Annotated in this window: 25 protein-coding genes and 1 riboswitch; of the genes, 11 read left to right on the top strand and 14 right to left on the bottom strand. The window is 72.1% G+C overall.

Translation table 11 applies throughout. The features are described from left to right. Window positions 1-107: 107 nt before the first annotated feature. Together FB453_RS12375 and FB453_RS12370 are read right to left on the bottom strand one after the other, a co-directional pair. Complete coding sequence (locus FB453_RS12375) at window positions 108-1,280, bottom strand: hypothetical protein (RefSeq protein WP_145790002.1); 1,173 nt, start codon at window positions 1,278-1,280, stop codon at window positions 108-110. Window positions 1,281-1,374: 94 nt separating this feature from the next. Beyond that, the gene (locus tag FB453_RS12370) at window positions 1,375-1,578 is read right to left on the bottom strand and encodes a cold-shock protein (RefSeq protein WP_091402914.1); all 204 of its coding nucleotides are present in this window, start codon (window positions 1,576-1,578) and stop codon (window positions 1,375-1,377) included. 325 nt (window positions 1,579-1,903) lie between these two features. On the opposite strand from FB453_RS12370, the gene FB453_RS12365 reads away from it, so the two are divergent. Further along, on the top strand, window positions 1,904-2,434 hold the full coding sequence (locus tag FB453_RS12365; RefSeq protein ID WP_145790000.1) for a GNAT family N-acetyltransferase: 531 nt from the start codon (window positions 1,904-1,906) through the stop codon (window positions 2,432-2,434). 170 nt (window positions 2,435-2,604) lie between these two features. On the opposite strand, the gene paaN is transcribed toward FB453_RS12365, so the two are convergent. From paaN to FB453_RS12345, 4 genes are all read right to left on the bottom strand, one after another. Next, complete coding sequence (gene paaN / locus FB453_RS12360) at window positions 2,605-4,278, bottom strand: phenylacetic acid degradation protein PaaN (RefSeq protein WP_186718235.1); 1,674 nt, start codon at window positions 4,276-4,278, stop codon at window positions 2,605-2,607. A gap of 155 nt (window positions 4,279-4,433) precedes the next feature. Next, the gene (locus tag FB453_RS12355; protein WP_145789994.1) at window positions 4,434-5,453 is read right to left on the bottom strand and encodes a GNAT family N-acetyltransferase; all 1,020 of its coding nucleotides are present in this window, start codon (window positions 5,451-5,453) and stop codon (window positions 4,434-4,436) included. A 264-nt stretch (window positions 5,454-5,717) separates the two neighbouring features. Beyond that, on the bottom strand, window positions 5,718-7,004 hold the full coding sequence (gene thrC / locus FB453_RS12350) for a threonine synthase (protein WP_112670216.1): 1,287 nt from the start codon (window positions 7,002-7,004) through the stop codon (window positions 5,718-5,720). Window positions 7,005-7,014: 10 nt separating this feature from the next. Continuing rightward, window positions 7,015-7,150: riboswitch (SAM riboswitch) on the bottom strand. Between the two features lie 68 nt (window positions 7,151-7,218). Continuing rightward, complete coding sequence (locus FB453_RS12345) at window positions 7,219-8,181, bottom strand: DMT family transporter (protein ID WP_145789992.1); 963 nt, start codon at window positions 8,179-8,181, stop codon at window positions 7,219-7,221. A 91-nt stretch (window positions 8,182-8,272) separates the two neighbouring features. Here FB453_RS12345 and FB453_RS12340 point away from each other — a divergent pair, with 91 nt between their 5' ends. Continuing rightward, the gene (locus FB453_RS12340; RefSeq protein WP_112601087.1) at window positions 8,273-8,578 is read left to right on the top strand and encodes an ArsR/SmtB family transcription factor; all 306 of its coding nucleotides are present in this window, start codon (window positions 8,273-8,275) and stop codon (window positions 8,576-8,578) included. 220 nt (window positions 8,579-8,798) lie between these two features. On the opposite strand, the gene FB453_RS12335 is transcribed toward FB453_RS12340, so the two are convergent. Continuing rightward, a complete protein-coding gene (locus FB453_RS12335) occupies window positions 8,799-9,266 on the bottom strand; it encodes a DoxX family protein (protein ID WP_145789990.1) in 468 nt (155 codons plus the stop codon). Between the two features lie 268 nt (window positions 9,267-9,534). Between FB453_RS12335 and FB453_RS12330 the strand changes: the two genes are divergently transcribed. Further along, on the top strand, window positions 9,535-10,221 hold the full coding sequence (locus FB453_RS12330; protein ID WP_486480248.1) for a DUF4232 domain-containing protein: 687 nt from the start codon (window positions 9,535-9,537) through the stop codon (window positions 10,219-10,221). A gap of 9 nt (window positions 10,222-10,230) precedes the next feature. Here FB453_RS12330 and FB453_RS12325 read toward each other — a convergent pair whose 3' ends face one another. Continuing rightward, window positions 10,231-11,097, bottom strand: coding sequence for an ABC transporter permease subunit (locus tag FB453_RS12325; RefSeq protein WP_145789986.1), 867 nt, complete (start codon window positions 11,095-11,097; stop codon window positions 10,231-10,233). Continuing rightward, window positions 11,097-13,961: an alpha/beta fold hydrolase gene (locus tag FB453_RS12320; protein WP_145789984.1), complete on the bottom strand. Its 2,865-nt coding sequence runs from the start codon at window positions 13,959-13,961 to the stop codon at window positions 11,097-11,099. Before FB453_RS12320 ends, FB453_RS12325 begins: the two co-directional genes overlap by 1 nt. A gap of 372 nt (window positions 13,962-14,333) precedes the next feature. On the opposite strand from FB453_RS12320, the gene FB453_RS12315 reads away from it, so the two are divergent. The 8 genes from FB453_RS12315 (at window position 14,334) to FB453_RS12280 (ending at window position 23,620) form a co-directional block, all read left to right on the top strand. Beyond that, entirely contained in the window at window positions 14,334-15,512 is a 1,179-nt protein-coding gene (locus tag FB453_RS12315) for a hypothetical protein (protein WP_145789982.1), read from the top strand. Next, window positions 15,499-18,117, top strand: coding sequence for a sensor histidine kinase (locus tag FB453_RS12310; RefSeq protein ID WP_145789980.1), 2,619 nt, complete (start codon window positions 15,499-15,501; stop codon window positions 18,115-18,117). Before FB453_RS12315 ends, FB453_RS12310 begins: the two co-directional genes overlap by 14 nt. Further along, window positions 18,114-18,587 carry a roadblock/LC7 domain-containing protein gene (locus tag FB453_RS12305; protein ID WP_091402960.1) on the top strand — a complete coding sequence of 158 codons (474 nt, stop codon included), beginning with the start codon at window positions 18,114-18,116 and terminating at the stop codon, window positions 18,585-18,587. The genes FB453_RS12310 and FB453_RS12305 overlap by 4 nt, the downstream gene beginning before the upstream one ends. Further along, window positions 18,584-19,072 carry a DUF742 domain-containing protein gene (locus FB453_RS12300; protein WP_145789977.1) on the top strand — a complete coding sequence of 163 codons (489 nt, stop codon included), beginning with the start codon at window positions 18,584-18,586 and terminating at the stop codon, window positions 19,070-19,072. The genes FB453_RS12305 and FB453_RS12300 overlap by 4 nt, the downstream gene beginning before the upstream one ends. After that, window positions 19,050-19,805 (top strand): GTP-binding protein, encoded by a 756-nt coding sequence (locus FB453_RS12295; protein WP_186718233.1) that lies wholly within the window; start codon window positions 19,050-19,052, stop codon window positions 19,803-19,805. Before FB453_RS12300 ends, FB453_RS12295 begins: the two co-directional genes overlap by 23 nt. Before the next feature lie 38 nt (window positions 19,806-19,843). Further along, the gene (locus FB453_RS12290; protein ID WP_145789975.1) at window positions 19,844-20,344 is read left to right on the top strand and encodes a hypothetical protein; all 501 of its coding nucleotides are present in this window, start codon (window positions 19,844-19,846) and stop codon (window positions 20,342-20,344) included. Between the two features lie 36 nt (window positions 20,345-20,380). Then, entirely contained in the window at window positions 20,381-22,594 is a 2,214-nt protein-coding gene (locus FB453_RS12285) for an AAA family ATPase (RefSeq protein ID WP_145789973.1), read from the top strand. Between the two features lie 93 nt (window positions 22,595-22,687). Next, window positions 22,688-23,620: an SMP-30/gluconolactonase/LRE family protein gene (locus tag FB453_RS12280; protein WP_145789971.1), complete on the top strand. Its 933-nt coding sequence runs from the start codon at window positions 22,688-22,690 to the stop codon at window positions 23,618-23,620. Between the two features lie 52 nt (window positions 23,621-23,672). Here the strand turns inward: FB453_RS12280 and FB453_RS12275 are convergent, their stop codons facing one another. From FB453_RS12275 to FB453_RS12255, 5 genes are all read right to left on the bottom strand, one after another. After that, window positions 23,673-24,182: a GNAT family N-acetyltransferase gene (locus tag FB453_RS12275; RefSeq protein ID WP_145789969.1), complete on the bottom strand. Its 510-nt coding sequence runs from the start codon at window positions 24,180-24,182 to the stop codon at window positions 23,673-23,675. Window positions 24,183-24,331: 149 nt separating this feature from the next. Then, the gene (locus tag FB453_RS12270) at window positions 24,332-25,219 is read right to left on the bottom strand and encodes a hypothetical protein (protein WP_145789966.1); all 888 of its coding nucleotides are present in this window, start codon (window positions 25,217-25,219) and stop codon (window positions 24,332-24,334) included. Further along, entirely contained in the window at window positions 25,188-25,787 is a 600-nt protein-coding gene (locus tag FB453_RS12265; RefSeq protein ID WP_145789964.1) for a DUF3618 domain-containing protein, read from the bottom strand. The genes FB453_RS12270 and FB453_RS12265 overlap by 32 nt, the downstream gene beginning before the upstream one ends. Window positions 25,788-25,809: 22 nt before the next feature. Beyond that, window positions 25,810-26,205 (bottom strand): phage holin family protein, encoded by a 396-nt coding sequence (locus FB453_RS12260; RefSeq protein WP_091403004.1) that lies wholly within the window; start codon window positions 26,203-26,205, stop codon window positions 25,810-25,812. Then, window positions 26,202-26,840, bottom strand: a complete 639-nt coding sequence (locus FB453_RS12255; protein ID WP_145789962.1) for a hypothetical protein — start codon at window positions 26,838-26,840, stop codon at window positions 26,202-26,204. The genes FB453_RS12260 and FB453_RS12255 overlap by 4 nt, the downstream gene beginning before the upstream one ends. Between the last annotated feature and the right edge of the window lie 48 nt (window positions 26,841-26,888).

Below are 26,888 nucleotides of genomic sequence, written 5' to 3'. Positions count from 1 at the left end.
CCGGTGCAACCTGGCCCCACCGTCCCGACCGCTGGCACTCACGGTATGCGAGTGCCAATGACTTGTTTAGCACTCTCCCCTGCCGAGTGCAAGCACGATGGGGTCGCTCAGCCGAGTTCCGCGGCCAGTCCAGCGGTGTTCACCGGCGCCTCATGGGCGCGCTGCTCGGCGTACGTCACCAGCAGACCGATCATCTGAGCGAGGTGGGCCGGCAGGGCCAGCACGGCGGTGATCCCGATCACCACCACCGTCCCGGCGGCGGTACCCGCCGAGGAGAACGGGTCCGTTCCGAGCGCGGAGGTGCCGATCCCTTCCAGGCCACCGGGGATCAGGGTGCCGACGATCACCGCCACGGCCACCAGGGCCACCCGTCCGAGCAGCAGGCCGAGCCGGTCGTGGAACATCCGGAACGATCGACCGATCGGGTTGTGCCGTTCGAAGAGATAGACCGGGCCGGCCATGCTCAGCGCGAAGGCCAGGTAGATGCCCGGCAGCACGCAGAAACAGACACCGACGCCGATGAGCAGACTGACCAACAGGGTCCAGCCCCACAGCCCGAGGGCCCGACGCAGGCCGTAGCGCAGCGCGGACTCCAGGCTGGCCGGCTGACCGGCCGCCTGTTGGGTGATCACCCAGGTGCCGGCGGCCCACCCGACGGCCTGCACCAACCCGACCACCAGGCTGCCGCCGACCAGCAGGACCAGGAGGCTCAGCAACTCGGCGGCGAAATTGTCCGGCAACGCGGGGGTCGACGTCGATTCGGCCTGGGCGGCCCACTTCGCCGACGGGTCCAGCCCGAGGGAGACCACCGAGAGCACCGCCGCCGGCAGTACCTGGGTGAGCAGCATGATCGGCACCAACTGCCGCCAGCCCCGACGCAGTGCTCCCCCGCACCGGTTGAACCAGCCGCCGATGCCGGCACCGGGCGGCGTGACCAGGGCGTCGTTCGGGTCGAACCCGTATCCCGGCGGGTACCAGCCGACCGGCGGCCCCGGGTACCACGGCTGCCCGCCGTAGGGACCCGAACCGGGCGGGTAACCCCCGGTGGGCGGGAACGCCCAGCCCTGCGGCGGCGGGGCCGCACCCCAGGCACCCTGCGCGGGATCCCAGCCGGGCGGCGGACCGGCGGGGCCGGAGGGCGGGCCGGCCGGGGGCATGCCCGGCCCCCAGCCAGGGGGCGGACCGGCGTGGCCGGGGCTGCCGGCGGGCGAGGACGGATCGGACGGGTCCGGCTCCCCCGACCCGGGGGACGAAGTGGGCGGGGGCGGCTGGTCGGTCATGAACGCTCCTCACATCGGCTGGAACGGTTCACGATCTTCCCGGCTGCGCGCCACTGCCGCAGCCCCGACTCACGGGGCCGATCGGCCAGGAAGCTCAGCCGATGACGCGTACGTGCTCTGCCTGTGGGCCCTTCTGGCCCTGGGTGATCTCGAACTCGACCCGCTGACCGTCGTCCAACGCCTTGTAACCGTCCATCTCGATCGCCGAGAAATGGACGAACACGTCCTGACCGCCGTCGACGGCGATGAAGCCGTAGCCCTTTTCGGCGTTGAACCACTTCACGGAGCCCTGTGCCACGGTGCACTTCCCTCACTCTGCGCGGCGTTGCCTGACTCGGCGCACGGCACGGCCGGGCGCCCCGGATCACCGACTCAGCGATCGATGACCGCCATTGAAGCAGGTGACCGAAATCGCACGCTACACGAGGCGTGACGGCCGCGCACTGCCACAAATCAGACACACTTCGGGGCGTCCCGACCGGGCTGATCGGCCGGGTTCCTCCGCCACCGGATTCGCCCGCGTCATTGCGAAATGGAGGAAGGGCCGCAGGGCGCTCCGGAGGTGACCGGGATCGGGCCCAGCTCTCGAAACGCCGTCCCTGCCCTGTGGTAGGCATGCTGACATGACCACCGACATGGGCTCGCCGGCCCTGCGGCTCGCGGAGATCCGCCGGGTCCGGCCGGAGGACGCCGCCCGGATGCGGGCGCTGCGCCTGGAGATGCTGGCCGACGCGCCGTTGGCCTTCCTGGAGACCCTGGCGGACGCGGCGGCCCGACCGCACAACGAGTTCGCCGCCCGGGTCGCGTACACCTCGGCCGGTGCCGGTAACGCGCAGTTCGTCGCCGACCCGGGCGGCCGGCTGGTCGGGCACGCCGGTGGTACGACCCATCCGAACGAACCGGGGCTGACCGTGATCTACGCCGTGTACGTCACGCCGGCCTGGCGCGGCAGTGGCCTGCTCGGCGAGCTGATCGACGGGGTGGCCGCCTGGTCGCGAGCCTGCGGCCGACCGGAGCTGCTGCTGGAGGTGGTGGTCGGCAACGACCGCGCCTACCGCGCCTACCAGCGCCTGGGCTTCAAGGACACCGGGGTACGGGTCCCCCACCCGAACATCCCGGCCCTGAACGAGCTACAGATGCGCCGCCCCGCCTAAAAGCAAGAACCATCCCAAGGCAGAACCACTGAGCTGCCCTCAAAAGCCGGCAGCGACGCCACCACCGTGCCCACAAAGGGTTTCCGGGGCAGCCCGACCCGCGCAGGGATCAAGCCTGACCGCCCGGAGCGGGTCGGGCTGCCCCGGAAACCCCCAACCGCAACTAACGATCAAACATGACGCCGAGACTGCACGATCCGGAACCGGTTCGCCACGTACGCCCCGTCGGTCAGCGCCGAGTTGGCCGCCGCGTTGGCCCCACTGCCGTGGAAGTCGGAGAACGCCGCCGACTGGTTGACGAAGACACCACCGGTGAGGTTGCAGGACAGGTGCACCCCGACCTCGACCGCCACCACCTCGGTGGCGTCCAGCACGGCCTCGTCAGTCGAGTAGACCCCGGCGGTGAGCGCGCCCTTCTCACCGACCGTCCGGCGCAGCAGCTCCAGGCTGTGCGTGGTGGAGTCGGTAGCGATGGCGAACGAGATCGGCCCGAACCATTCCCGGCCGTACGTCTCCGTGTCGTCAGCGGTCAGCTTCACGATCGTCGGGGTACGCACCACCGCGTCGGCGTACGACGGGTGGGCCACGGCCCGCGACTCCAGCACCGGCTCGCCGACCTTGGTCACCTCGGCGAGCCGCTCCAGCACCCCGTCGTTGACGATGGCGCCGGTCAGCTCCACACCTCGGGCCGGGTCGGCGGTGAGCTTGCCGACTGCGGCGGCGATCCCGCCGGCCACCTCGTCGAAGCTCTTGTGCCCCTGGTCGGTCTCGATGCCCCCGGCCGGGATGAGGATGTTCTGTGAGGTGGTGCACATCTGCCCGCTGTAGAGGGTCAGCGTGAACCCGAGGTTGCGGCACATGCCGGCGAAGTCGTCGGTGGAGTCGATGACGACGGTGTTGAGGCCGGCCTTCTCGGTGTAGACCGACGCCTGCCGGGCGTGTGTCTCCAGCCAGTCGCCGTACTCGGTGGAGCCGGTGAAGTCGACGATCCGGACGGCCTGGTGCAGGGCCAGGTCGCTGGCGAGCTTCTCACCGGGCGCCTCGGCCGCCAGCATGATCAGGTTCGGGTCGAACCCGGCCTCGGCGAGCACCTCCCGGGCGTACTTCACTGTGATGGCCAGCGGCAGCACCGCGCGCGGGTGCGGCTTGACGATCACCGGGTTGCCGGTGACCAGCGAGGCGAACAGCCCGGGGTACGAGTTCCAGGTCGGGAAGGTGTTGCAGCCGATCACCAGCGCCACCCCACGCGGCACCACGTGGAACGTCTTGGTCATCCGCAGCGGGTCACCCTTGCCGGCGGCCTTCTCCCAGCCCGCCGTGCCCGGGTGCCGGGTCATCTCGGCGTACGCGTACGCCAGCGCTTCCAGCGCCCGGTCCAGCGCGTGCGCGCCACCGGCCTGGAAGGCCATCACGAACGCCTGCCCGCTGGTGAACTGCACCGCGTTGGCCAGCTCGAAGATGTGCTTGTGCAGCCGGTCGAGGATCTCCAGGCAGACGCCCACCCGGGCCTGCGGGCCGGCGTCGCGCCATGCCGGCAGCGCGGCGGAGGCGGCGCTCACCAGCTCACCGGGGCCGGCGTGCGGGTAACGCACCGCCAACTCCACGCCGAACGGGCTCGTCTCGGTGGCGACCCGAACGCCGGAGCCGGGCTGGTCGAGCGGGAAGTCACCGCCGAGGTACGCCTCGAAGGCGGCCTTACCGTCGGCGGCGGCGGTCTCGCCGTACACCCGGGGGCTGGGGGATTCGGGATAGGCGGACCAGTAGCCCCGCTCCGTGATCGCGGTCAGCGCACGGTTGAGGGTTTCGGCGTGCCTGTCGTACAGGGGATGCGGGGTCTCCGTCATGCCCGCCATCATGCCTGAGTCCGGTCCGCGAGCAGTAGCGCGAATGCCCGACAGCGGCTCATGCCGCAGTCGAGTTCCCGAGCAGAAGCGCCAATGGCCGACGGCACGGGGTTGCTCGCGGCGGCAGCGGGTAACCGCAGGCCTCCGGCCAGGGCTCAGAGGGTGAGCTGCCAGTCGGTCCAGGAGTCCACCGGGCGGAAGCCGAGCTGTTCGTTGATCGCCACCATGTAGCTGTTGCTGGCGGCGTTGATGGTGTCGATGCTCCGCACCGCCGGCTCGTGGGTGAGCAGGTGGTGCAGGTTCTCCGCCTTGGCGATGAGGCCGAGCCGGTGCCCACGGTGTGCGGGGTCGACGATGGTGATCTGCTGGAACGCGTGCCAGTCGGCGGAGGCGCCAACCTCCAGCAGCGTCCAGGCGACCAGCCGGCCGGACGCCTCGTGTCGCATCCCGAGGTGGTACCGCCGGCGGCCCTTGGCCTCCAGGGCCCGATCGGTGCCGCGGATGCGCTCGGCGTCCACCTGCTCCGGCTCCCACTGCATGTCACCGAGGGGCGCGTCCATCATCAGCCGGCCGTCCAGGTAGGCGATGTCCGTCAGATACTCCTCCGGGGTGGCGCCCTGCCAGCACACCGATCGGTACCCCTCGGCCCGGGGCTGGGCCTCGACGAGTGCCGCGCGGAGCGCGACCCGGTCGATCTCGGCGATCTCCAGCCGGCGACGCACCTCGACCAACGCTGCCTGGGCTCCGGTCGACGCGGCGAACGCAGCGCCCGCCACGCTCCGGGCCGGCCCGTCGGGCAACGCGGAGACGGTCAGCCCGACGACCCGCTTGCGGCCGTGCTCGCGCAGCAGCCGTACGCCGTACTCGTGCAGTGCCCGACCGACGCCCCGGCGCCGCAGCTCCGGACGCACCTTCAGCTCGACGGTGGCGTTGTCGGTGTTGTCGAGCTGCGGCAGGTCCAGTTGCAGGAAGCCGGCCGGGACACCGTCCAGTCGGGCCAGCGCCCAGAGCGTCCGGGTGCCGGGCAACGGCGTGTGGAACAGCGCGTCGAAGCGGCGCCGGCAGAAGGGCGGTAGGTCCGGCAGATCGGCCTCGTTGACCGCCACCCCGATCCGGTACGCCTCGTCGACGGAAGTCCGGTCGGCGCCGTCGAACGACGCGATGGTGATGCTCATGCCGGTGAGCGTGCACCGTACAAAAGCGATCGGGCCAGCGAATTATTCGCTGGCCCGATCGAACGTGGTCGGGAGGGACACTCGCACAACGCCTCCGGCGTTGGGTCGCAAGAACTTCAAAAGTCTTCGGCGAAATGCCCTCCCGCACGGAGCATCTTGCGCCGTCCGGTTCCTGTCGTCAAGTCCGTAGCGGCGGGTTTTCCACACTCACAGCGAAAACCCAGTTACCGACTGATCGACTCGGCCCCGGTCCGAACGAGCCTGTCAGCCGAGGAGGCCGGCGTCACGGGCGGCGCGCAGCGAGGGCTTGATGTGGTGGGTCGGCCCGACCTGGCCGGCCACCGCGTCGATGGTCTTCAGGCCCTCGCCGGTGTTGAACACGACGGTCTCGGCCGTCGGGTCGAGCCGACCGGACTCGACCAGCTTGCGCAGCACGGCCACGGTGACCCCACCCGCGGTTTCGGCGAAGACCCCGGTGGTACGGGCCAGATCGCGAATGCCCGCGCGGATCTCGTCGTCGTCGGCGTACTCCATCCAGCCGCCGGTGCGGCGGACTGCCTCAAGGGCGTAGAGGCCGGCCGCCGGGTCGCCGATGTTGAGCGACTTGGCGATGCCGGTGGGCTTGACCGGGATGATCGTGTCGGTCTCGCCGTGCAGGGCGACGGCGATCGGGTTGCAGCCGGCGGACTGCGCGCCGAAGACCTTCCAGCCGTCGGCGGGCGCCTCGACCAGGCCGATCTCCACCAGCTCGGAGAACGCCTTGTCAATCTTGGTGAGCAGCTCGCCGCTGGCCATCGGGATGACCACCTGCGCCGGAATCCGCCAGCCGAGCTGCTCGGCCACCTCGTAGCCGAGGGTCTTGGAGCCCTCCGCGTAGTACGGCCGGACGTTCACGTTGACGAACGCGGTGTCCTCGAATTCGTCGGTCTCCACCAGCTCGCCGCAGAGCCGGTTGACATCGTCGTACGAGCCGTCGATGGCGACCAGTTCGCCGCCGTAGACGGCGGTGGTGATGACCTTGCCCTGCTCCAGGTCGCTGGGGATGAAGACCACCGAGGGCACCCCGGCGCGGGCGGCGTGGGCGGCCACCGAGTTGGCCAGGTTGCCGGTCGACGCGCAGGCGAACCGGCTGAACCCGAGCGCCTTGGCGGCGGTGAGCGCCACCGAGACGACCCGGTCCTTGAACGAGTGGGTGGGGTTGGCACTGTCGTCCTTGACCCAGAGCGGTGCGGTGATGCCCAGCTCGGCGGCGAGGTGCGGGGCCGCCACCAGTGGGGTCAGCCCCGGGTCGAGGGTGACCCGGCTGGCCGGGTCCTGGCCGGCGGGGAGCAGGGCGGCGTACCGCCAGATGTTGTTCGGGCCGGCCTCGATCTGCTCGCGGGTGACGGTGGCCAGTGCTGCGGTGTCGTAGTCGACTTCCAGCGGGCCGAAACACTCGTAACAGGCGTGCTGGGCGGCGAGCGGGTAGCGGGCCGAACAGGCACGGCAGACCAGGGCGCGGGCGGGGCTGGCAGAGGTGTCGATGCCGGAGGCGACGAGCGTCGACGTCATGTCGAGAGTCCTCTCATCTTTCCCCGCATCGCACGGTGCGGCGGGGACGGAATTGGCACCTGCCCCGCGGATCGCTCAGCGGTGAGCGCGCAGGGTGGTTGCCGGGGCGTCGTCGGGCCGTATCCCTCAGCCCCTCTGGATGAGGTATTCAGTTGTGCCGTCGAGTCTAGGACAACGCTGTCGGTCGTTGCTACCGCAGATCCCAGCTACTGGGTCAGCGGGCGCTCACCGCCACCGGGTCGGTCACCGCGATCGGATCCGTCACCGCGATCGGCCGGGGCAGTGCGGCGGGCCGGGGCCGGGCGGCGAGGTTCGCGGCGATCAGGGCGGCGATCGTGATGGCGGCCCCGACCAGTTCGACGGGCTCCGGGCGGTAGCCGCGGGCGATCTGCACCGCGAAGGTGGTCACCGGGACCAGGTTCATGAACAGCGCGGCATTGGCGGCACCGAGTCGCTGCACGCCGGTGTTCCAGGCCAGGACCGCGATCACGGCACCCACCAGCACTGCGTACGCCAGTTGCGGGGCGACCGCCACGAGGTCGGCGGCGGCCGGCGCGTGCTGCCAGCCGACGGCGTCGGCGCCGATGCTCAGGACGAGCATCGCGGCCGTGCCGGCGAGCGCGGTCAGTGTGGTGAAGCGCAGCGGCGACCACTCGCCGAACCGGCTGGCGCCGTGGGTGTAGATGCCCCAGCCCAGCACCGCGCCGATCATCATGAGCCCGCCGAGGCCGAACTGGCCGAGCCCGGCCAGACTGCCCCGCGTGATCACCAGACCGACGCCGAGGAGCGCCACCAGGGAGAGTGCCAGCAGCAGCGGCTTCGGGCGTACGCCGTCGCGGGCCCAGCGGACCAGCTGGGTGATCACCGGAGTGGTGGCCACGAAGAGGGAGATCTGCTGCGGGGCGGCGTGTTCGAGCGCCAGGTTGGTGAGCAGGTTGAAGCCGGCGAAGCCGACCACTCCGAGCACCACCACCTCCAGCGCCCGGCCACCGTGCCGGAGCGCTCCGGCACCCTCGCGGAGCAGCAGGATGGCGACCAGGACGACGGCGGCCAGCAGGTAGCGCGCGGTGGTCAGGTTGAGCGGGTCGACCCGGTCGAGCGCGCTGGCCAGGATCGGGAACATCACGCCCCAGCCGAGCACGGCGACCAGTGGGTACGCGGTGGCGCGGGATCGCATCGGCAACTCCAATGTTCGAGTATCGTCGAACCAACGACACCGACCATAGGGCGTCGTTCGATAGTTGTCGAACAAGGGTTACACTGGTCACATGGAGCCGCACGAGCCCGACCTGACCGCCGTACCGGTCACCAGCGTGCTGGCCGCACTCGCCGACGACGTGCGGCTACAGATCGTCCGGGCGCTCGCCGAGGGCGGCGAGTCCGCCTGCGGCAGTTTCGACTTCGGCGTCTCCAAGGCAACCCGTAGCCACCACCTCAAGGTGCTGCGCGAGGCAGGGCTGACCCGGACCCGGGCCGCCGGCACCAGCCGACTGGTCCGGCTCCGCCGGGACGAGCTGGACAAGCTCTACCCCGGCCTGCTGGACGCGGTCCTCACCCAGCGCCCGCCGGCCTGACCCCCGCTCCACGGCCGCAGCCCGCGTGGCCGTACCAGCCGGTCTGCCGGCGGCACGTCATCCTCGGCTGGGACCTGCCACCGACGCTCGCTTTGGAGCTGAATCGTCTACGACATCAGCGAAGAGGTAACGCCGCGACCGGGCGCATCGGCCGGCCCTGACCGGGCGCGCCGCCGAAGCCGCCTCGTCGAGGCTTCGGCGGCGCGTGGTTCGGGTGTGGTCAGACGGACACCGCGTCGGGCTCGGCCGCCGAAGCCGATGCCGATGCCGATGCCGAGGGAGTGTCGGTGCGACGCCGGGCGCGCAGCGTGTCGAGTGCCCAGGCACCCGGGCCGAGAGCCGCGACCAGCAGGAACGCCCAGCAGAAGAGCGCCGCCCGCTCGCCTCCGTTGTGCAGCGGCAGCAGAGCATTCGGCTGGTGCACCACGAAGTAGGCGTACGCCATCGAGCCGGAGGCGAGCAGCGCGGCGGGTCGGGCGAAGAGCCCGACCAGCACCAGTACGCCGCAGACCAGTTGGATCAGGGCGGCCCACCAGCCCGGCCAGGTGCCGAGGGGTACCGCCTTGCCAGTCGTCGGGTTGCCGCCGAACAACCCGAATACCGAGGACAGGCCGTGCAACGTGAACAGCAGGCCGATCACGATGCGGAACAGGGACAGGGTCGGCCCGCCGAGCCGAGAGACGTTCATGGCACCTCCATCGAGGAGTATGAATGGGCCTCGTTGATCCTGAGGCATGCAGGCATCGAAAGTCATAAGTTCCTTGCTGGTGGGATAATCCCTCGTGAAAACGGTGTGAACGAGGACGCCCGCGCCCTCCCCCGGTGATGTCGCAAACGATTCAGCTCCAAAGGCGCACCAGGAGACGTCCCCCACCAGCTCGCGTGGCAGCGCAGGAAGAGCCGGCGAGGCCGGGGCCGGGCGTCGGCGTGCTGCGCAAGTGGGCGAGGATCAACGGATGATCTCCCGCGACACCGCAGCACTGCGACGCGTCACCGCGACGGTCGCGATGACTCTCGTGCTCGGCGGCTGCACTCTCGACCATCGCGGCCAGTCCGGAGATCCGAGCCAGCCACCCCCCGGGTCGAGGGCGCAAGCAGGCCCGACCGCCAGCACCGAGACGCCGGCCGAGTGCCCGACGAGCGGCGTTCGGATCCGGTCGACCGGCGGGGACGCCGCTATGGGTCTGCGCGCCCTCGGCCTGGAGCTGGTCAACTGCGGCGAGCACCCCTACCAGCTCAACGGGTACCCGGTGCTGCACGTGTTCGACGAAGCGCGCGAGCCGATCATGCTTCGGGTGGTCAACGGGGCCAAGGAGATCACCTCAGGCTTCGACCAGCCACCACAGCAGGTCATCCTCGCCGCCGGGGAGCGAGCCACCGCAGTGGTGCTCTGGCGCAACCTGGTCACCGACTCGACAGTGGTGGCCACCAACGGCGAGTTCCTGACGGTGGCACCCGCCGCCGGGCAGCCGGCCGACGAGGTCGACCCGGACGGGCCGATCGACCTCGGCAACACCGGCCGGATCGGCGTCAGCGCCTGGAAGAAGGCTGACCCGTCCACGCCAGTGCCGACCCGGCCGGCCCCGCCGCCGGCGCCGAGCGCGGTGCCGTCGTCGGTGAGCCCGCCCGACAGCCGGCTTTGAGCCGACCCGCTACGACGTGATGTCCTTGCGGGTGAAGCGCCAGAACGCCAACCCCCAGAACAGCGTCGCGTAGCTGATCGCCGAGATGCAGCCGCGCACCACATCGTCGGTCTGCACCGGAGTCGACAGCAGACCCAGCCAGGCGGTGCTGAAGTGGGTGGGCAGGAAGTCCCGCAGCGCTCCCAGGGCGGTGATCTGGTCCAGGATGCTGGACAGGATCCAGAGCAGAACCGCACCACCCACAGCGCCCAGCGCGGCGTCCGTGATCACCGACAGCAGGAACGCCAGGCCGGCCACCACCAGCAGTACGACCGCCAGGTAGCCCAGCACGGCCAGCAACCGGAGCAACCCCTCGGTGGGTTCCAACTCGGCGGCGACAGTGCTGCGCAGCGGCGACCAGCCATAGCGCAGGGTGCCGGCCAGCAATGCGGTGCCGGCCAACAGGATCAGGGCCAATGCCGAGTACGCGAGCGCGACCACCAGCTTCACCGTCAACAACCGCGCCCGGGGCACCGGGATCGCCAGCAGATACCGCAGGCTGCCCCAGCTCGCCTCACTGGCCACCGTGTCACCGCAGAACAGCGCGACGACCACCACCAGCAGGAACGACGCCGACACGAAGATCGAGAAGAGGGTGAAGTTGAGCCCGCCCGAGGTGGCCAGCTCGACCAGGCTGGCGAACTCGTTGCGACCGTTGTCGTCGTCGCCGCCCGAGTCGAACTGGAACGCGATCAGGATGATCAGCGGCAGCAACACCATGAACCCGAGCGCCAACTGGGTCCGCCGCCGGGACGCCTGCCGACGGAACTCCGCCACGAACGGCATGGTGGCCGACGGCCGGTAGCCACGGGCCTCACCCGCGTCAGTAACAACCATCACCGGTCACCGCTTCCCCGAGAGTTCTCGCCCACGAGGGCGAGGAACGCGTCCTCCAGGCGCCGCCGAGGCACCACCCGGTCCACCCCGATGCCGGCGCGCACAAGCTCCGCCACCACCTCGCTGCGGGCCGTGCCGTTGGTGTCGACCACCAGTTGGCCGTCACTCTCCGGCAACACGCGGACCCCGTGCAGCCGGTCCAGCACCGCCCGCGCAGCCGCCGGGTCGGTGACGTCGAAGAGCACGCTCGGCGACTCGCCCACGATCTCCTCCACCGGCCCGGACGCCACGATCCGGCCCTTGTTCACCACCACCGCGTGCGTGCACGTCTGCTCCACCTCGGCCAGCAGGTGACTGGAGACCAGCACCGCCCGGCCGTCCGTGGCGTACCGCTGGAGCACCCGGCGCATCTCGGCGATCTGCGGCGGGTCCAGCCCGTCGGTCGGCTCGTCCAACACCAGCAGTTCGGGGAGACCGAGCATGGCCTGGGCGATGGCGAGCCGCTGGCGCATCCCGTGGCTGTAGTTCTTGATCCTCCGGTGCACCGAGTCACCCAACCCGGCGATCTCCAGCGCCGCGTCGAACTGTGCGTCCTCCCACGGCCGCCCGGTGGCCCGCCAGTACGCCTTCAGGTTGTCCAGACCCGACAGGTGCGGCAGGAAGCCCGGCCCCTCCACCAGCGCCCCGATCCGGGACAGCACCGGCGAGCCGGGCACCAGCCGGCGACCGAAGACGTAGATCTCCCCGGCGGTCGGCTGGGTCAGCCCCATCAGCACCCGCAGGGTGGTGGTCTTGCCGGCACCGTTCGGCCCGAGCAGACCCACGACCTGACCGGGGTGCACCTCGAAGTCCACGTTCGACACGGCGACGAAGCCGTCCGCGTACTCCTTGCGCAGCGCGCGCACCGCCAGCGGGGTGTCCGCGTACTCCGGGTGCACCGACCGGTCCTGGCGGCGGTGCCGGCCGCGGACCAGGGCGACGACCACGACGAGCCCGATCACGATGGCGGCGAGCAGGCCGGCGAGCACCCAGCGCCAGATCGTCGCCGCGGTCGGGATCGGCTCACCGCTGACAGTGGGCAGGCTGACCGCGCCGTCCGCTGCCACCGTGTAGACGGTCGGCGCGGCCGGCGTGGTGTACGCCTGGTCGGAGGTGGCCACCACCAGCCGCAGCCGGTGCCCGGCCTCCACCCGGCGGACGATCCCGGGCAGCGTCACGGTGACCGGGCGGGCGTCCTGCACCTGCGGCGGAAGGCCGGTGAGCCGGATCGGGGCAACCAGGCCGTTCGGCAGGGTGGCCGCCCCGTCCGGGTCGACGTCGTAGAGCTTGACGAAGAGCACCGCCTCGCCGGTCGGCGACGCGGCCCGCACTGTGACGGTGGGCGCTCCGGCCACGTCCACGGCCTCGGTCAGCGGGGTCGACTCGAACTGGGCGTGCTGGCCGGGCACGTCACCGGCCACACCGTCCAGCAGCGAGGCGAGCCCGCCGGCGAACGGGATCGAGGAGATGGCGGCCGGGTTGCCGTTCGGCGGGTTCGCGATCGGCTGCGCCGGGCCGGCGACGGTCACCTCCCGGCGGGCGTTGCCGGTGAGGCCGGGGTAGTCGGCGCGGCGGAAACCGGTGGCGACGAGACCCCGGTCGAGCGCGTCGAAGCCGGCGATCCGCGACCAGGTGAAGTCGTCGCCGGGCGCGTCGCCCTCGCCCTTGACGTAGTGGTCGAGCCACTGGATGGTCAGGAACTTCACCCGGTCCTCGTCCGAGCGGGGCCCGCTGCCACCGTCGTGCCCGCCGGTGAACCAGGCGACCCGTACCGGGGTGCCGGTGGCGGCGATGCCACGCGCGTTGGCGTCCGCCTCACCGAGCGGGAAGAGAGTGTCCGCCTCGCCCTGCACCAGCAGGGTGGGGGCCTTGATCCGGTCCAGCACACCGGCCGGGCTGGATCGGCGCAGCAGGTCCACGGCGGCCTGGTCGGCGCGACCGGTGGTGGCGATCCGGAGGTACGCGGCGCAGACGTCGGCGGCGAACCGACCGCAGGACGGGTCGGCGGCACCGGTCGGGGCACCACCGGGACCGGTGCCGGGGCCAGCGCCCGGTCCGGGGCTGGGCGGGCCGGCCGACGCCGGTGCGCCCTGCGGCTGGGCGGCTGTCGCGCCGGAGAGCCCGGCCGGGCCGGAGCCCACGTTGCCGCCCCCGCCGAAGAAGAGGCCGGCCCAGCCCTTCTTGAACACACCCTCGGTCGGCGCTGCGCCGGTGCTCTCCGGCAGGAACGCGCGGGACAGGTCGTTCCAGGTGATCATGGGCACGATCGCGTCGACCCGACGGTCCTGGGCGGCCAACAGCAACGCCAACCCACCGCCGTACGAGCCGCCGACCACACCGACCTTCGGGTCGCCGGCCGCGTCGGTGCGCACCTCCGGCCGCGCTGCCAGCCAGTCCAGCAGCCGCTCGGCGTCGCGTACCTCGTAGGCCGGGTTGTCCAGGTGGATCTCACCGCCGCTGCGGCCGAAACCCCGCGCGGTCCAGGTGAGCACCGCGTAGCCGCGCCCGGCGAACTCCTCCGCGTCGGAGCGCACCGACTCCTTCGTGCCGCCGAACCCGTGCGCCAGCAGCACCGCCGGCACCTTCCGACCGGCCGAGGCGTCGTCCGGCAGGTAGAGGGTGGTGTCCAGGTTCACCGGTTGGTCACCGGACGGTCCGGAGCGGACGGTGAGCATCGCGCTCTCGGTGCGTACGCCCGGTCCCTGTGGCCACACCGCCCAGGTCACGGCGGCGGCCAACAGCACGACGACCACCGCGGCGGCGATCGCCCGGCGGCGGGTGGGGAGGGCACGCCGGAACCACGCGGCCGGCGACGGCGATGTCATGCGGCACACGGTACGGCCCGCAGCCTGAGCGTTGGCTGAGATCCGCCGTACGTCCGTCCGGTTGCCCCGATCGGTGCGCGGTGGGGTGCGAGCGCGCACCGATCGACGCGGCACAGTGAGTTGAGTTCGGATCCCGTGAATTCCGATCTTCCGCGGATATCCACCTCGATCCCTCCATGTCACACCCACAGCTGACACAGAGCGTGCCGGTAACGCGGACAAATGGTGACATGGCTCGAAGTGACGCGAACCTGACTAACCGAGTTGGGTCTGCCCAGGCGGGGGTTCGATTAGTTTTCCGGTCCGGTGCACGGGACTTGTCGGCCAGCCCGACGCCGCGCCGATCAGCGCCCCACGCCGGAGGAGACACACATGACAGTCCCCGCGCCGCGGGCCCGTCGACGGCCGTCCACGCTGGGCCGGCTACTGCCTCTGCTGCTCATCGGAGCACTGCTGGCACCGTTGGGCCTGCTCGTCACGTCGAACTGGCGGCAGGTCACCGACGATCGGGACCTCGCCGCCCGGGAACGGCTCGGCGTGCAGTACCTCACCGCGCTGGCGGCGGTCACCGACGCCCTCGTGGAGGCCCAGTCCAACGCGGTCAACGGTCGCCCCGTCGCCCGGGAGGCGTTGAACGGGGCGGTCGAGAAGGCCGCCGAGGTGGACGCCCGCATCGGCGGGGAGCTGCTCAGCCAGGAACGCTGGGCCGGCGTACGGGCCAAGCTGGAGGCGCTGCGCGGCCGGAGCGCCGCCGACCCCGAGGCCGCCTACACCGCTTACGGCGAGGTCTCCGACCTGCTGCTGGCCCTGCACCGGAAAGTGCGGGAGAGCTCCGGGCTGGTCCGCGACCCCGAGGCCGACTCCTTCTTCCTCCAGGACAGCGCCGGCGAGGAACTGCCCGAGGCGGTGGTGGCCGCCGGCCGGCTGGCCGACCTGGCCACGCTGGTCTCCCGCCGGCCGGCCGCCGAGCAGCCACGCGGCCTGCTGGAGCTGACCGGCCTGCGGGTGTCCGCCCTGGCCCCCGCCGCCGATCTCGTCGACAACCTTCGCTCGGCCGTGGACGGTTCGGAGAGCACCGACCTCGGTGCCAACGTGCTGACCCCGCTGGACACCTACCAGCGTTCGGTGGAGGCGCTTGCCGCGTACTCCGTGCCGGGCAAGGACACCGGCGTGGTCAACCCGGGCCAGTTGAGTGCCGCAGCGCTCAACTCGCACCGCTCCGCCCGCCAACTTCAGCCGGTCATCCTCACCGAACTGGACGCGGTGCTGGCCGAGCGCATCGACCGGCTCAACCGGGACCGCTGGCTGACCGCCGGGGCGGGTGTCGTCGCCGTCCTGCTGTTGGGCTGGCTCGCCGCGTTGCTGGTCGCCGCCGGTCGCCGGGCACAACGGCGGGCCGCCCTGGCCGCGACCCACACGGAAAGTCCCGACACCCCGCCGCAGCGCGACCTGTGGCAACCGCCGGCCGACGAGCCGCGCGCGCTGCAACCGGTCGGCGCGGCCCGTGACCCGGAGACCGCACAGTGGGGGGCGTTCGATGCTGCTCGGTAGGCTCCGGATCCGCGGCAAGCTCGCGCTGCTCGTGGTGATTCCGCTGCTCAGCATGGTCGGCCTGGCCGTGCCGGTGATGCTCGACCGGGTCGCCGCGGCACAGCGGGCCGGCGACACCGCCGAACGGGTCCGGCTCGCCAGCCGGGTCGGCAGCCTGGTCCAGGACCTCCAGCAGGAACGCATCCTCTCCGTCGGTTTCCTGCTCGGCCGGGTCGAACGCAGTGAGCTGGTCCGTAAGTCCGCCGACGTGGACGACCGGGTGGCCGACCTCCGGGCGGCGCGGAGCGACGCGCTGACCGACCAGGTCGACAGCGCCCTCGACGGCGTGTCCGGCCTCATCGACCTGCGCACTGCCGTCCTGGCCCGGGCCGCCAACCCGGGTCAGGTGATGGACGCGTTCGGCCCGGTCAACAAGGGGATCATCGAGTCGCTGCGGCTGGTGGTCGGCGTGGACACCGACACGTTGCCGGGCCGTCAGGTGCTCGCCCTCGACGGGCTGCTCCGCGCCGACGAGGGCCTGGGCACCTGCGCCACCCTGAGCCTGCTGGTCAAGGCGATCGGCACCCCGGACACCACCGCCGGGTACGTGGCGTGCATCGCCGCGCTCATGGTCGACAACTCGCGCTTCCGCAGCCTGATCACGCCCGAGCAGCTCACTGTGGCCCAGCTCAACGACGCCGCCGTGGCCGCGCGTACCAGCCCGGACTTCCTGGTCAGGAGCGCCCGGGATCCGGCCGCCGCGGTCCGCGACGTGCCGCTGGAGGCGCTCTTCCCGGCCGTCCGCACGATGATCCGGCTCGGTCAGTTCGTCGAGAAGAAGCTTGTCGCCGACGTGCTCGCCGAGGTGACGGCCGAGCAGCGGCGCGCGCTGACCGCCGCGTACCTGGTCGGCGCCGCGGCGGCGTTGATCCTGACGCTGGTGGTGCTGCTCAGCGTGGCGGTGGCGCGGACGGTGGCCCGACCGCTGACCCGACTCACCCGCTCGGCCGACCGGGTCGCCCGGGTCGCCGAGGCGGAGCTGGTCCGGGTCACCGACGACGAGGCGGAGAGACCTCAAGCGGTCCGGCTGGAGCCGGTGGACATCCGCGCCAACGACGAGATCGGCGACCTGGCGCGGGCCTTCGACCGGGTGCAGAACACCGCGGCGCAACTGGTCGAGCGGCAGGTCGCCGGCCGACGCAACGTGGCGCAGATGTTCGGCCACGTCGGACGACGTACCCAGAACCTGGTGGGTCGGCAGATCGCGCTGATCGACCGGCTGGAGCAGCAGGAGGCCGACCCGGGCCGCCTGGAGCACCTGTACCGACTCGACCACATCTCCAGCCGGTTGCGGCGCAACGCCGGGAGCCTCGTGGTGCTCTCCGGCTCGGCCGGGGCCGACGCGCACACCGCGCCGGTGCCGCTGGCCGACGTGGTCCGGTTGGCACTCGGTGAGATCGAGGACTACACCCGGGTGGAGGTGCAGGTGCCGGCTGGCGTCTCGGCCGCGCCGGCGGTGGTCGGTGACCTCGTCCTGGCGCTGGCCGAGCTGATGGAGAACGCCACAGTCTTCTCCCCGCCGCACACCCGGGTGCTGGTGGCCGCCGAGACGTCCGGCCTCGGCGCGCGGATCACCGTGGTGGACCACGGTATCGGCATGAGCGAGCAACGCCTGGCTGAGGAGAACGCCCGGCTCACCCGCCGGGAACGGCTCGACCTCGCCCCGACCGAGGTGCTCGGTCTCTTCGTGGTGGGCCGGTTGGCCCGTCGGCACGGCTGGCAGGTCGCCCTGGCCGCCACCGGCGGCGGAGGGGTGACCGCACAGCTGGAGATCCCGTCGACGTCGCTGGTGCTGCGCCGCGCCGACCGCGCCGGGGCCACAGTGGCCCGCGCCGCGGTGCCGGATCGGGACCGGCGTACGACGGCGACACCCAACCCCGAGCACGAAGCGCGGCCCAGCGCGGTGGCCGTCGCCGTGCCGGCCCGCTTCGACTCGGACCTGCTGAGCCGGGCCACCCTCAGCCTGGACGCCGGCCCGTCCTGGAACGCGTTCGGTCGGGGCCAGCCGGAGCAGGCCGTTCCCGAACCCCAGAGCCCCGAACCGGTGGGCAATCCGGGTGGGCCACGGGTACGGCAGCGGGTTCCCGGGGCCACGCTGCACGCCACCGCCCCGACGACCCGGCCGGTGGACGCCACCGGCGCAGACCCCGCCGCTGCCCGCGCCCTGGTGGAGGCCTTCCAAGCCGGTGTACGCCGCGCCGAGCTGCACGTGGCGCCGGGCCTCGACGGCGCGTCGGCGCGGACGGCCAGCGACCCGACGGCCAGCGCCGGGGCGGCCGTGGTGGACTTGGGCACGACCGTCGACCTGCCCAGCACCCCGGGAGGCGCCGGCCCCACGGTGCCGCGTGGTGGTGGCTCGACCGATGCCGCACCGGAGCGGCCCCGGTTGAGCCGACGGGTGCCGGGAGCGAACCTCACCGCCATCCCGGTCTGCCAACCGCCCAGCACCCACCTCGGTGACCCGGCCGAGGTCCGCGACCTCATCAGCGAGTTCGAGGCGGGCGTCGCCCGCGCTCTCCGCGAAGTCAGCCCCGACCACCGGAACGAAGAAGGATCATCACGGTGACCAGCCCCTTCCTGCACGACAATGTCGACCAGAGTCAGCCCAGCGCCAATGGGGACCTCAGCCCGGAGGCCCGTACGTTCAACTGGCTGCTGGACTCCTTCACCTCCAGCACCGCCGGGGTCCTGGAGGCGATCGCGGTCTCCTCGGACGGTCTGCTGATGGCCATGTCGGCGATCAAGGATCGGTCCAACGCGGAGCGGTTGGCCGCCGTCGTGTCCGGAATGACCAGCCTCGCCGGTGGGGCCGCCAGTTGGTACGCCCTCGGCGGCCTGAACCGGGTGATCGTCGACATGGCCGACGGCTACCTGCTGATCAGCGCGATCAGCAGCGGTTCCGTGCTCGGGGTGGTCGCCGACCGTTCGGCGAACCTGGGCACCGTCGCGTACGAGATGACGCTCTTCGCCGGGCGGGCCGGTGGCGCCCTGACCCCGCGACTGATCGTCGAGTTGAAGAACGCCGTTCAGCAGTGACCCCCGACGTCGCCGGCGAGGATCCGGATCCGGACCCGAGGGTTCGGATCCGCCCGTACCTGCGCACGTCACTCCCGACCGGGGTGGGCGCGGCGGCGACACCGGCGCTGCCCGAGCCGGATCCGGACGGGGACCAACCGGCCGGTCCCCGTCCGTTCGTGCTCACCTCCGGGCGGGTTTCGGGTGCCGACCCGGCGATCGGTCTGGAGACCCAGGTGACCGTCCGCGTGGACAGCGGCTGGTGGGCCGGCCCACCCGGCGCCCTGCTGGCACCGGAACTTCAGACGATCATCGCGCTCTGCGCCGAGCCGATCTCGGTGGCCGAGATCTCGGCCCGCGCCCGACTGCACTTCGGCGTGACGCGGGTCCTGGTCGGCGACCTACGCGCCGCCGGGCACCTGGACGTGCACGTGACCGACACCGACGACGCTGTCGACCCCGATCTCATCCTGCGAGTGATTGATGGACTCCGTGCGATCTCCTGAATGGCCGGTCGCCCCGCTCGGCGGGGTCGCCGCGAACAGCGCCGCCGCCCGTTACGGCATGTCCCCGGGCACCGGGCCGATAGTCGGGCGGGCGGGCCCGCCGCCGACCGCACCGCCTCCGTACCGGCCCTCGTCGGGTGCGGGGTCGATCCCTCCGACCGGTAAGCCGGCCGCACCGCCGATCCCGGTCAAGATCCTGGTGGCCGGTGGGTTCGGGGTGGGCAAGACCACCACAGTGGGTGCGATCTCCGAGATCGCGCCCCTGACCACCGAGGCCGAGATGACCACCGCCGGGATCGGCGTGGACGACCCGGGTGCCCGGTCCACCAAGACCACCACCACTGTGGCGATGGATTTCGGCTGCGTGACGATCGACCGCAGCCTGAAGCTCTACCTGTTCGGCACACCGGGGCAGACCCGGTTCGGCTTCATGTGGGACGACCTGGCCCGGGGAGCGCTCGGCGCGCTGGTGGTGGTGGACAGCGCGCGGCTGGACGACTGCTTCCCGGCCATCGACTTCTTCGAGCGGGCCGGGCTGCCGTTCGTCGTCGGGGTCAACGCCTTCGACGGGCGACTGGCCCTGGAACTCGGCGAGATCCGCTGGGCACTGGCCATCGGTGATCATGTACCCCTGGTGCAGTTCGATGCCCGCGACCGGCTCTCGGTGCGGGACGCGCTACTGGTCGTCCTGGACCGCGCGCTGGACCGCGCCACCCGGGACAGGAGGGCCTGAGCCGACCAGCTCCGGCCATGGCGGGAAGAGGTGATCTGGTGAGGGGCGACCTGGACGAGACGCTGGCCCGGCTGGCCCGACGTGAGGAGGCGTCGCGGCGTCGGGCCGCCGACCGTGACGACACCACAGCACCGTCGAGCCCGCCCGGCCTCGGCAGTGACACCCGCAACGCCCGGTCGGGCCGCCACGCGGGGGTCGAGGCCCCGAGCGAGGTGGCCGGATGGGGGCCGGTCGAGGAGGTGGCCGAGGCGATCCGCCAGGTCGTCGGGGCGTACCCCGGGCTGGCGGTGACCGTGCAGGTGGAGCACGCCGGGCGGACGTACCCGATGCGGGTCTCCTGGAACGGGCCTGCCGTCACGGTCGGACCGGTTCCCCCGCCGACGCCGGTGGAACCCCCGCCAGCCTGGCCGCTCTCCGGCCGGACGGTGCCCGCCTGGGCACCCGGTCCGGACGGGTTGGCCCCGGACCCGGCGGCCCGGTTGGCCGAGCTGATCCGACGCGACCCGACGCTGTTGGACGAGCTGGATCCGCGGCGCTGACCGGCGGGGCTGGCTGCCGGCGGCTACGGTCGGGCAGTGGCGCAACCCGACCTGACCTTGACGGCGAGCCTGCGGCCGGCGGCGCTGGACGCCCGACGGGGCATCGTGCGCCTGCACCCGGAGGCGCTGACAGCGCTGGGGCTGCGCCCCGGCGACCCGATCCGCCTTGTCGGCCGCCGGGAGACCGCCGGAATCGCGGCGGCGGCCGGGCCGGGCGCGAGCAGCGCCCTGCTGTACGCCGACGACCTGACGTTGGGCAACCTGGGTCTGCGCGACGGCGGTCAGGTGCGGGTGAGCCCGGTGCCGTTGGTCTCGGCGAGCCGGGTCGTCCTGGCCGGGCCGGTGGGGGTCGTCGCGGCGGTCAGCCCGGAGATGCTCCGGCTCGCCCTGCTGGGCAAGGTGCTCACCGCCGGGGACGACGTGTCATTGCTGCCGCAGGACGTGCTGCCGGACGCCTCGGTCCGCAGCCTGGTCGAGGCGGCGCGGCGCAGCCTCGCCAACACCGTCGGTTTCGCCTGGACCAGCACCCTGCTCAGCGTGGTCACTGTCGAGCCGGCGGCCGGCGCGCTGGTCACCATGGGCACGTCGGTCGCCTGGGAACACGGTGCGACGACCCACGGCGGGCCCGCCCCGGTCGGTGCCGCGTCGACCCGACCGGGTACGAGCGCCGACGCCGTTCCGGCTGAGGACGCGCCCGACGTGGACGAGCTGCCCGGGCTGCGGGCCCAGGCCGAGGAGCTGACCGAGCTGCTGGACCTCGGCTTCCACCACCGGGAGGTGCTGGGCCGGCTCGGCACCACCATCTCGTTGGGGGTGTTGCTCGTCGGTCCGGCGGGATCCGGGAAGTCGGCGCTGGTCCGGGCCGTGGCCGCCCGGGTCGGTGCCCGCGTCCACCCGCTCTGGGCGCCGGAGGTGGCCGCTTTGGCCAGTCAGGCCGCCGCCGAGCGGTTGCGCGTCGCGGCATCGGCGGCTCGGGCCGAAGGGCCGGCGGTACTGCTGGTCACCGACGTCGAGGCGCTCGCCCCCGCGGACGATCCCCCTCCGGTGGCGACGGTGTTCCGTCAGGTCCTCGCGGAGAGCATCCGCGCCGGCGTCGCCGTGGTCTGCACCACCGGCCGGCCGGAGGCGGTCGACCCGGCACTGCGCGCCCCCGACCTGCTGTCGCTGCGGATCAGCGTCCCGCTCCCGGATCAGGCGCTGCGCCGCGAACAGCTCACAGTGCTGACCCGGCAGGTGCCGCTGGCCGACGACGTCCGGCTGGACGAGGTGGCCGCGCGTACCCCCGGGTTCGTCGCGGCGGACCTGGCCGCGCTGGTCCGGGAGGCCGGGGTACGCGCGGCGCTGCGGCAGAAGTCCGCCGAGACGCCGACTGTGTCGATGGCCGACTTCACCGCCGCCCGGGAGGTGGTCCGGCCCACCACGATGGCGGCGTCCACCCTGGATCTGGCGTCGGTGACCCTTGACGACGTGGGCGGCCTGGACGAGGTCAAGCAGACGCTGACCGAGTCGGTGCTGTGGCCGCTGACCTACCCGGACACCTTCGCCCGCCTCGGCGTGCAGCCGCCGCGCGGCGTGCTGCTCTACGGGCCGCCGGGCTGCGGCAAGACCTACCTGGTCACCGCACTGGCCGGGTCGGGGCGGGCCAACGTGCTGTCGGTCAAGGGGGCCGAACTGCTCTCCAAGTGGGTCGGTGAGAGCGAACGCGCGGTCCGCGAGCTGTTCCGTCGGGCCCGGGAGGCGGCCCCCACTCTGATCTTCCTGGACGAGGTGGACGCGCTGGCGCCGGTACGCGGCCAGGCCACCGACGGGGGCACCACGGACCGGGTGGTCGCCGCCCTGCTCACCGAGCTGGACGGGGTGGAGACGCTGCGCAACGTGGTGGTGGTCGGTGCGACGAACCGGCCGGACCTGGTCGACCCGGCGCTGCTGCGGCCGGGCCGGTTGGAACGGCTGGTCTACGTGCCGCCGCCGGACGGTCCCGCCCGCGCGGAGATCCTGCGGGCCGCGTCCCGGCAGGTGCCGCTGGCAGCGGACGTCGACCTGCCGGCCCTCGGCGACGAGCTGACCGGCTTCTCCGCCGCGGACTGCGCGGCGCTGATCCGCGAGGCGGCGCTGGCCGCGATGCGGGAGTCGCTCGCCGCCGCCACGGTCACCGCTGAGCACGTGGCGACCGCACGGGCCCGGGTACGACCGTCGCTGGACCCGGCCCAGGTCGCCGGCCTGGCCGCGTACGCCGCCGGCCGGGAGTGATCAGAACAGGACAACCTTTCGTCGCGCCCAGGGCGTTCCTAAGGCGTCACATTCCTCAGTGGAGTTATCCACTGCGACGTCAGGTGGTGTTCCTTGCGCAAGCTGCTCTCTCTTCTCATCGTCCCCCTCGTGGCGGCGGCGACGGTGGTCTCGGTCGGCGCACCGGCGGCGGCTCATCCGACGAAGCCGTTCCCCGCCCGGATCGCGCTGCCGAACGGGTTCACTCCGGAAGGACTGACGATCGGTCGTGGCACCACAGTGTTCGTGGGGTCCATTCTTGACGGTGCCGTGTGGCGGGGTGACTTACGCACCGGACGCGGCTCGGTGCTGATCCCCGGCACACCCGGCACCGACAAGGCGGGCCTCAAGCTCGACCCGCAGGGCCGGCTCTGGACCGCCGACTTCTCCGGCGGGGGCGCGAGCGTGTACGACGCGGAGACCGGCACCAAGCTGGCCCACTACCAGTTCACCGATGTCCCGGGCAGCTACGTCAACGACCTCGTGATCACCCAGCGAGCGGTCTACTTCACCGACTCCGCGCGGCAGGTGCTGTACGTGGTGCCCCTGGGCCCGGGTGGTCGCCTTCCGGCTCCCACCGCCTTCCGGGTGCTGCAGCTCAGCGGTCCGGCCGCCACTCCGGACGTCTACCACAACGGGATCGTGGCGCTGCCGGACGGCGATCTGCTGGTCGCGCAGATGCTGACCGGTCAGCTCGTACGCGTCGACCCGCGTACCGGCGGCAGTCGCCTCGTCGACCTCGGGGGCTACTCGGTGGAACGGGCCGACGGGCTGGTGCTGCGCGGTCGCACTCTCTATGTGATCCGGAACCTGACCAACGTCATCGCGGTGGTCCGGATGAACGCCGGCTACACCGCCGGGGTGGTGCAGCGGGAGATCACCGGCCCGCAGCTGCGTTCGCCGGCCACCGGCGACCTGCTCGGCTCGGCGTTGTACGTGGTCAACGGCCGGTTCGACGTGGAGTCGACGCCGAGCACCGACTACGACATCGTTCGGCTGCCGGCCTGACCCAGGCGGTCGGCGGCGACCCCTGCGGTCGCCGCCGGCCCCGACGGGCAGCTCAGAGAGCGGGCGGCGTCGAATCGAGGCAGATTTCGGCGCGCACCTTGCCGCCGTCCTCGCGCAGTTTCGCGCCACACTTCTGCAACACGGCGACCGCGCCGATGTTGTCCGGTGTCGTCTCGGCCACCACGGCCCGCATGCCCGCCAGAGCGGCGGCGTTCAGCAGCTCCCGTAGGGCAGCCGCGCCGATTCCCTGCCCGCATGCGGAGCGGCCGAGCCACATCCCGGTCTCCACAGTGCGCGGCTCGTCACAGCGCGTCATCCGGACCATGCCCATCACCTCGCCGCCGACGAGGATGGCGTACATCTGCGAACCGGTCGGGCCGTCCAGGCCGCCGAAGCTTGCCCGGTGGAATTCGCGGAACGCCTCGCGACGGGCGAGCGACCAGCCGGCGGGTGCCTCGACCGGGGGCATCACATCACCCGGCTCTGCCTCCGCAGCCGCTACGGACAGCAACGGCTCCAGGTTCCGTTCGTCCACCGGCTCCAGCCGGACCGCACCCGCCACGTGCCGCAGTCTGCCGCCCTCATCGGCCGAAGTCCACCCCATTGGCCATCCACTGGCGGTCCGGGCAGCGGTACCGGCCGGTCGGGCGGCCCGGGTGTTCCACATCACGCTCTGTTGTCACCCGACCGGGTGTCACTTGACCAAAACGCCTACCCGAACTCGCAGAACACCACCGAAGCGTCGTCGGTGGACTTGTGTCGGCGCAGCCGATCGGGATGGTCGCGCTCGGCGTCCCGCACCCGATCGATCAACGCGCCCGGACCGTCGACGCTCAGCAGGTCCAGCAGACCGGCCCAGTCGGTCAGCGCGAACTGCTCCACCGCGCTGGACGCGCCGTCACTGAGCAGTGCCGCCCGCCGTAGCGCCCCCGGACCGCGCCGGGGCGCGGTCCCGGTGACCGCGTGGAACGCCGCGTCCGGGTCGGAGGCCGCCACCCAGTAGCCGTGGGTGCGGTTCATCCGCTCCCGCTGGACGCTCACCGCGTGCCGGAACCGGGTGACCGGGTCCGCAGCGCCGCCCGGCACGACGGCCACGGTCTCCCGCAGCTCCGCCATCGCAGTGTCCAGCCGGTTGTCGGTGACCACGCTGACCTGCCCGCCGGCGTCGAGGACCAGCGGGCTGTCGCAGAGCACCAGGTAGTCCACCTGATCGCCGCAGTCCCGCAGGAGGCAGACAGTGCTGGACGGGGTGCCCGGATGGTCGAGGTCGCACTGCCCGCCGTGGTCGGCGCGTACGGCGAGGATGGCCGCGGCCAGGTTGCTGGTCAGCCGGGCGGCAGGGCGTACCGCCTCGGCGACGCCGATCCGGGCGGCCAGGTGCCGGACGTACCACTCGGGCCCGTGCACGCAGCCGGTCTCGAAGCCGTCCGGCACAGTCGCGCCGTCCAGGACACCGACCAGCGGGCCGAACCGGAAGACCAGGTCCTCGTTGACCGGCCGGTCCGGGGCCGGCGCGGATGCGGAGCGTACCCGCATCACCGGCGCCGGCCCCGGCACACCGATCGGGTCAGCGCTGTCGAAGGTCGTCGACGGCCGCATGCGTCTCTCCCTGCACCTGACCGGCTGCCGAACGGCCCTGGTCGCGAACCGCGGACACGCCCTGCTGGGCGCTGGAGCGGACCGACTGCGCCGCCTGCTGCGCAGGCTCCCGCAGGTTATCCTGCATCTGATGGCCAACCTGGCTCGCCTGCTCGCGCAGCTCACCGGAGTGCTCGCTCACCATGCCCCGCGCGCGTCCGGCGAGTTGCCGCTCACGTCCGCTCGGCGGGATCAGGGAGGCGGCCAGCAGACCGACTCCGAAGGCGACCAGGCCGGCGGCCACCGGGTTGCCCTGAGCCTGCTCGCGGGAGTGCTGTCCGAGCGAACGGGTTTCGTCACGAACCGAACCGGCCGCGTGCGACATTCGCTGGGTGGCCTCTTGCCCCATGTGACTCGAGCTGCCCATCATCTTCTCCTTCGCTCGGGTGAACGCCCCGCGGGCCTGCCCGACGCGGTCACCGGCGATCCGACGCGGGTTGACCTTGTCGGTCAGCGCGTCGACGTCACTGCTCAACTCGTTGCGGGTGGTCTCGATCTCCCGCCGGATTTGATCCGGATCACTGGACATGACCTGTTCCCTCCCGATTCGTTCACCGACCCCGCAGGGCGTCCGGCAGCTCCCGGGCAGTCTGCTTCGTCCGGGGCAGAACCGCACGAGCCCGCTTCAGCTGGGTCCGGGCGTTGATGAAGAGACCACCGGCCACTGCGGCCCAGATGACCGCGACGATCAGCGCCGCCCATCCCTGGTCCATCGTGTTGGACAGCCCCCACCAGAGGGCGTACGACACGAAGAGCACCGCCAGGAACCCGGCCAGCCCGGCGCCGCCGAACATACCGCCGGCCTTACCCGCCTGACTGACCTCCTCGCGCAGCTCGGCCTTGGCCAGCTCGACCTCCTTGCGCACCAGAGTGGACATGTCCCGGGTCACGTCGCCGATCAGCTCGCCGACGGAGGCCTGGGTCCGTTCCTTCTCCGGGGCGCTCACGTTGCCACCCCGCCGGGCAGGTCCCGCGCTTGTTCACCGGCGGGCGAGACGTTCTGCGGGCGCGCCGTCCCCACGTACGGCTGCTGACCGGTGTCTGCCGGTGCGCCCTGCGCCGGTGACGGAGTACCGGACGCGCTGCCACCCTGACCGTTGCCCGAGGACGGCGCGGTCAGACCCCGGGTGAGCCGCCCGACCAGCAGCCCGGCCACCGCCGCGCCGGCGAGGAACGTCGCCGGGTGCCGCCGCGCGTACGTGCGTACCTCGTCGAGCACCTCGCTGGGCTCGCGCTCGTCGAGCCAGCCGGCGGCCTGCTGGGCGGCGTCGGCCGCCCGGCGTACCGCTTGACCGGCCAGGCCGGAATCGCCGTCCCGTTCGGCCATCGAACTGAGGTTCTGACCCAGGTCGCGCAGGCCCGCAGCGGCCCGCCGCTGCTGCGTCTGCGCCTGATCCCGCAGCTGCCCAGTCGCCTCGCCGGTCAGCTGCTGGGCCTGTCGCCGCGCCTCTGCGGCCACCTGCCCGCCCTGCTCAGCTGCGGTGTGGGCGACCTGACCCCCGGCCTGCGCGGCCTGCTGGCCGACGCGCGAGGCCTCCTGGCGGGCCTGCTGACCTCTGCCGCTCTGGTTCGTTGCCGTCATACCCCGCTCCCTTCCTGAGCCCGAGGTCGCGTGCGACCCCGGAACGCC

This window comes from Micromonospora sp. CNZ322 (genome assembly GCF_007827755.1).
This window is presented reverse-complemented; position numbering and strand designations above follow the sequence as displayed.

Bases quoted from the DNA above. Each gene is read 5' to 3' on its own strand.
- FB453_RS12375 (WP_145790002.1), bottom strand. From the start codon at position 1,280: ATGACCGACCAGCCGCCCCCGCCCACTTCGTCCCCCGGGTCGGGGGAG.
- FB453_RS12365 (WP_145790000.1), top strand. From the start codon at position 1,904: ATGACCACCGACATGGGCTCGCCGGCCCTGCGGCTCGCGGAGATCCGC.
- paaN (WP_186718235.1), bottom strand. From the start codon at position 4,278: ATGACGGAGACCCCGCATCCCCTGTACGACAGGCACGCCGAAACCCTC.
- FB453_RS12355 (WP_145789994.1), bottom strand. From the start codon at position 5,453: ATGAGCATCACCATCGCGTCGTTCGACGGCGCCGACCGGACTTCCGTC.
- thrC (WP_112670216.1), bottom strand. From the start codon at position 7,004: ATGACGTCGACGCTCGTCGCCTCCGGCATCGACACCTCTGCCAGCCCC.
- FB453_RS12345 (WP_145789992.1), bottom strand. From the start codon at position 8,181: ATGCGATCCCGCGCCACCGCGTACCCACTGGTCGCCGTGCTCGGCTGG.
- FB453_RS12340 (WP_112601087.1), top strand. From the start codon at position 8,273: ATGGAGCCGCACGAGCCCGACCTGACCGCCGTACCGGTCACCAGCGTG.
- FB453_RS12335 (WP_145789990.1), bottom strand. From the start codon at position 9,266: ATGAACGTCTCTCGGCTCGGCGGGCCGACCCTGTCCCTGTTCCGCATC.
- FB453_RS12330 (WP_486480248.1), top strand. From the start codon at position 9,535: ATGATCTCCCGCGACACCGCAGCACTGCGACGCGTCACCGCGACGGTC.
- FB453_RS12325 (WP_145789986.1), bottom strand. From the start codon at position 11,097: ATGGTTGTTACTGACGCGGGTGAGGCCCGTGGCTACCGGCCGTCGGCC.
- FB453_RS12320 (WP_145789984.1), bottom strand. From the start codon at position 13,961: ATGACATCGCCGTCGCCGGCCGCGTGGTTCCGGCGTGCCCTCCCCACC.
- FB453_RS12315 (WP_145789982.1), top strand. From the start codon at position 14,334: ATGACAGTCCCCGCGCCGCGGGCCCGTCGACGGCCGTCCACGCTGGGC.
- FB453_RS12310 (WP_145789980.1), top strand. From the start codon at position 15,499: ATGCTGCTCGGTAGGCTCCGGATCCGCGGCAAGCTCGCGCTGCTCGTG.
- FB453_RS12295 (WP_186718233.1), top strand. From the start codon at position 19,050: ATGGACTCCGTGCGATCTCCTGAATGGCCGGTCGCCCCGCTCGGCGGG.
- FB453_RS12270 (WP_145789966.1), bottom strand. From the start codon at position 25,219: ATGCGGCCGTCGACGACCTTCGACAGCGCTGACCCGATCGGTGTGCCG.
- FB453_RS12265 (WP_145789964.1), bottom strand. From the start codon at position 25,787: ATGTCCAGTGATCCGGATCAAATCCGGCGGGAGATCGAGACCACCCGC.
- FB453_RS12255 (WP_145789962.1), bottom strand. From the start codon at position 26,840: ATGACGGCAACGAACCAGAGCGGCAGAGGTCAGCAGGCCCGCCAGGAG.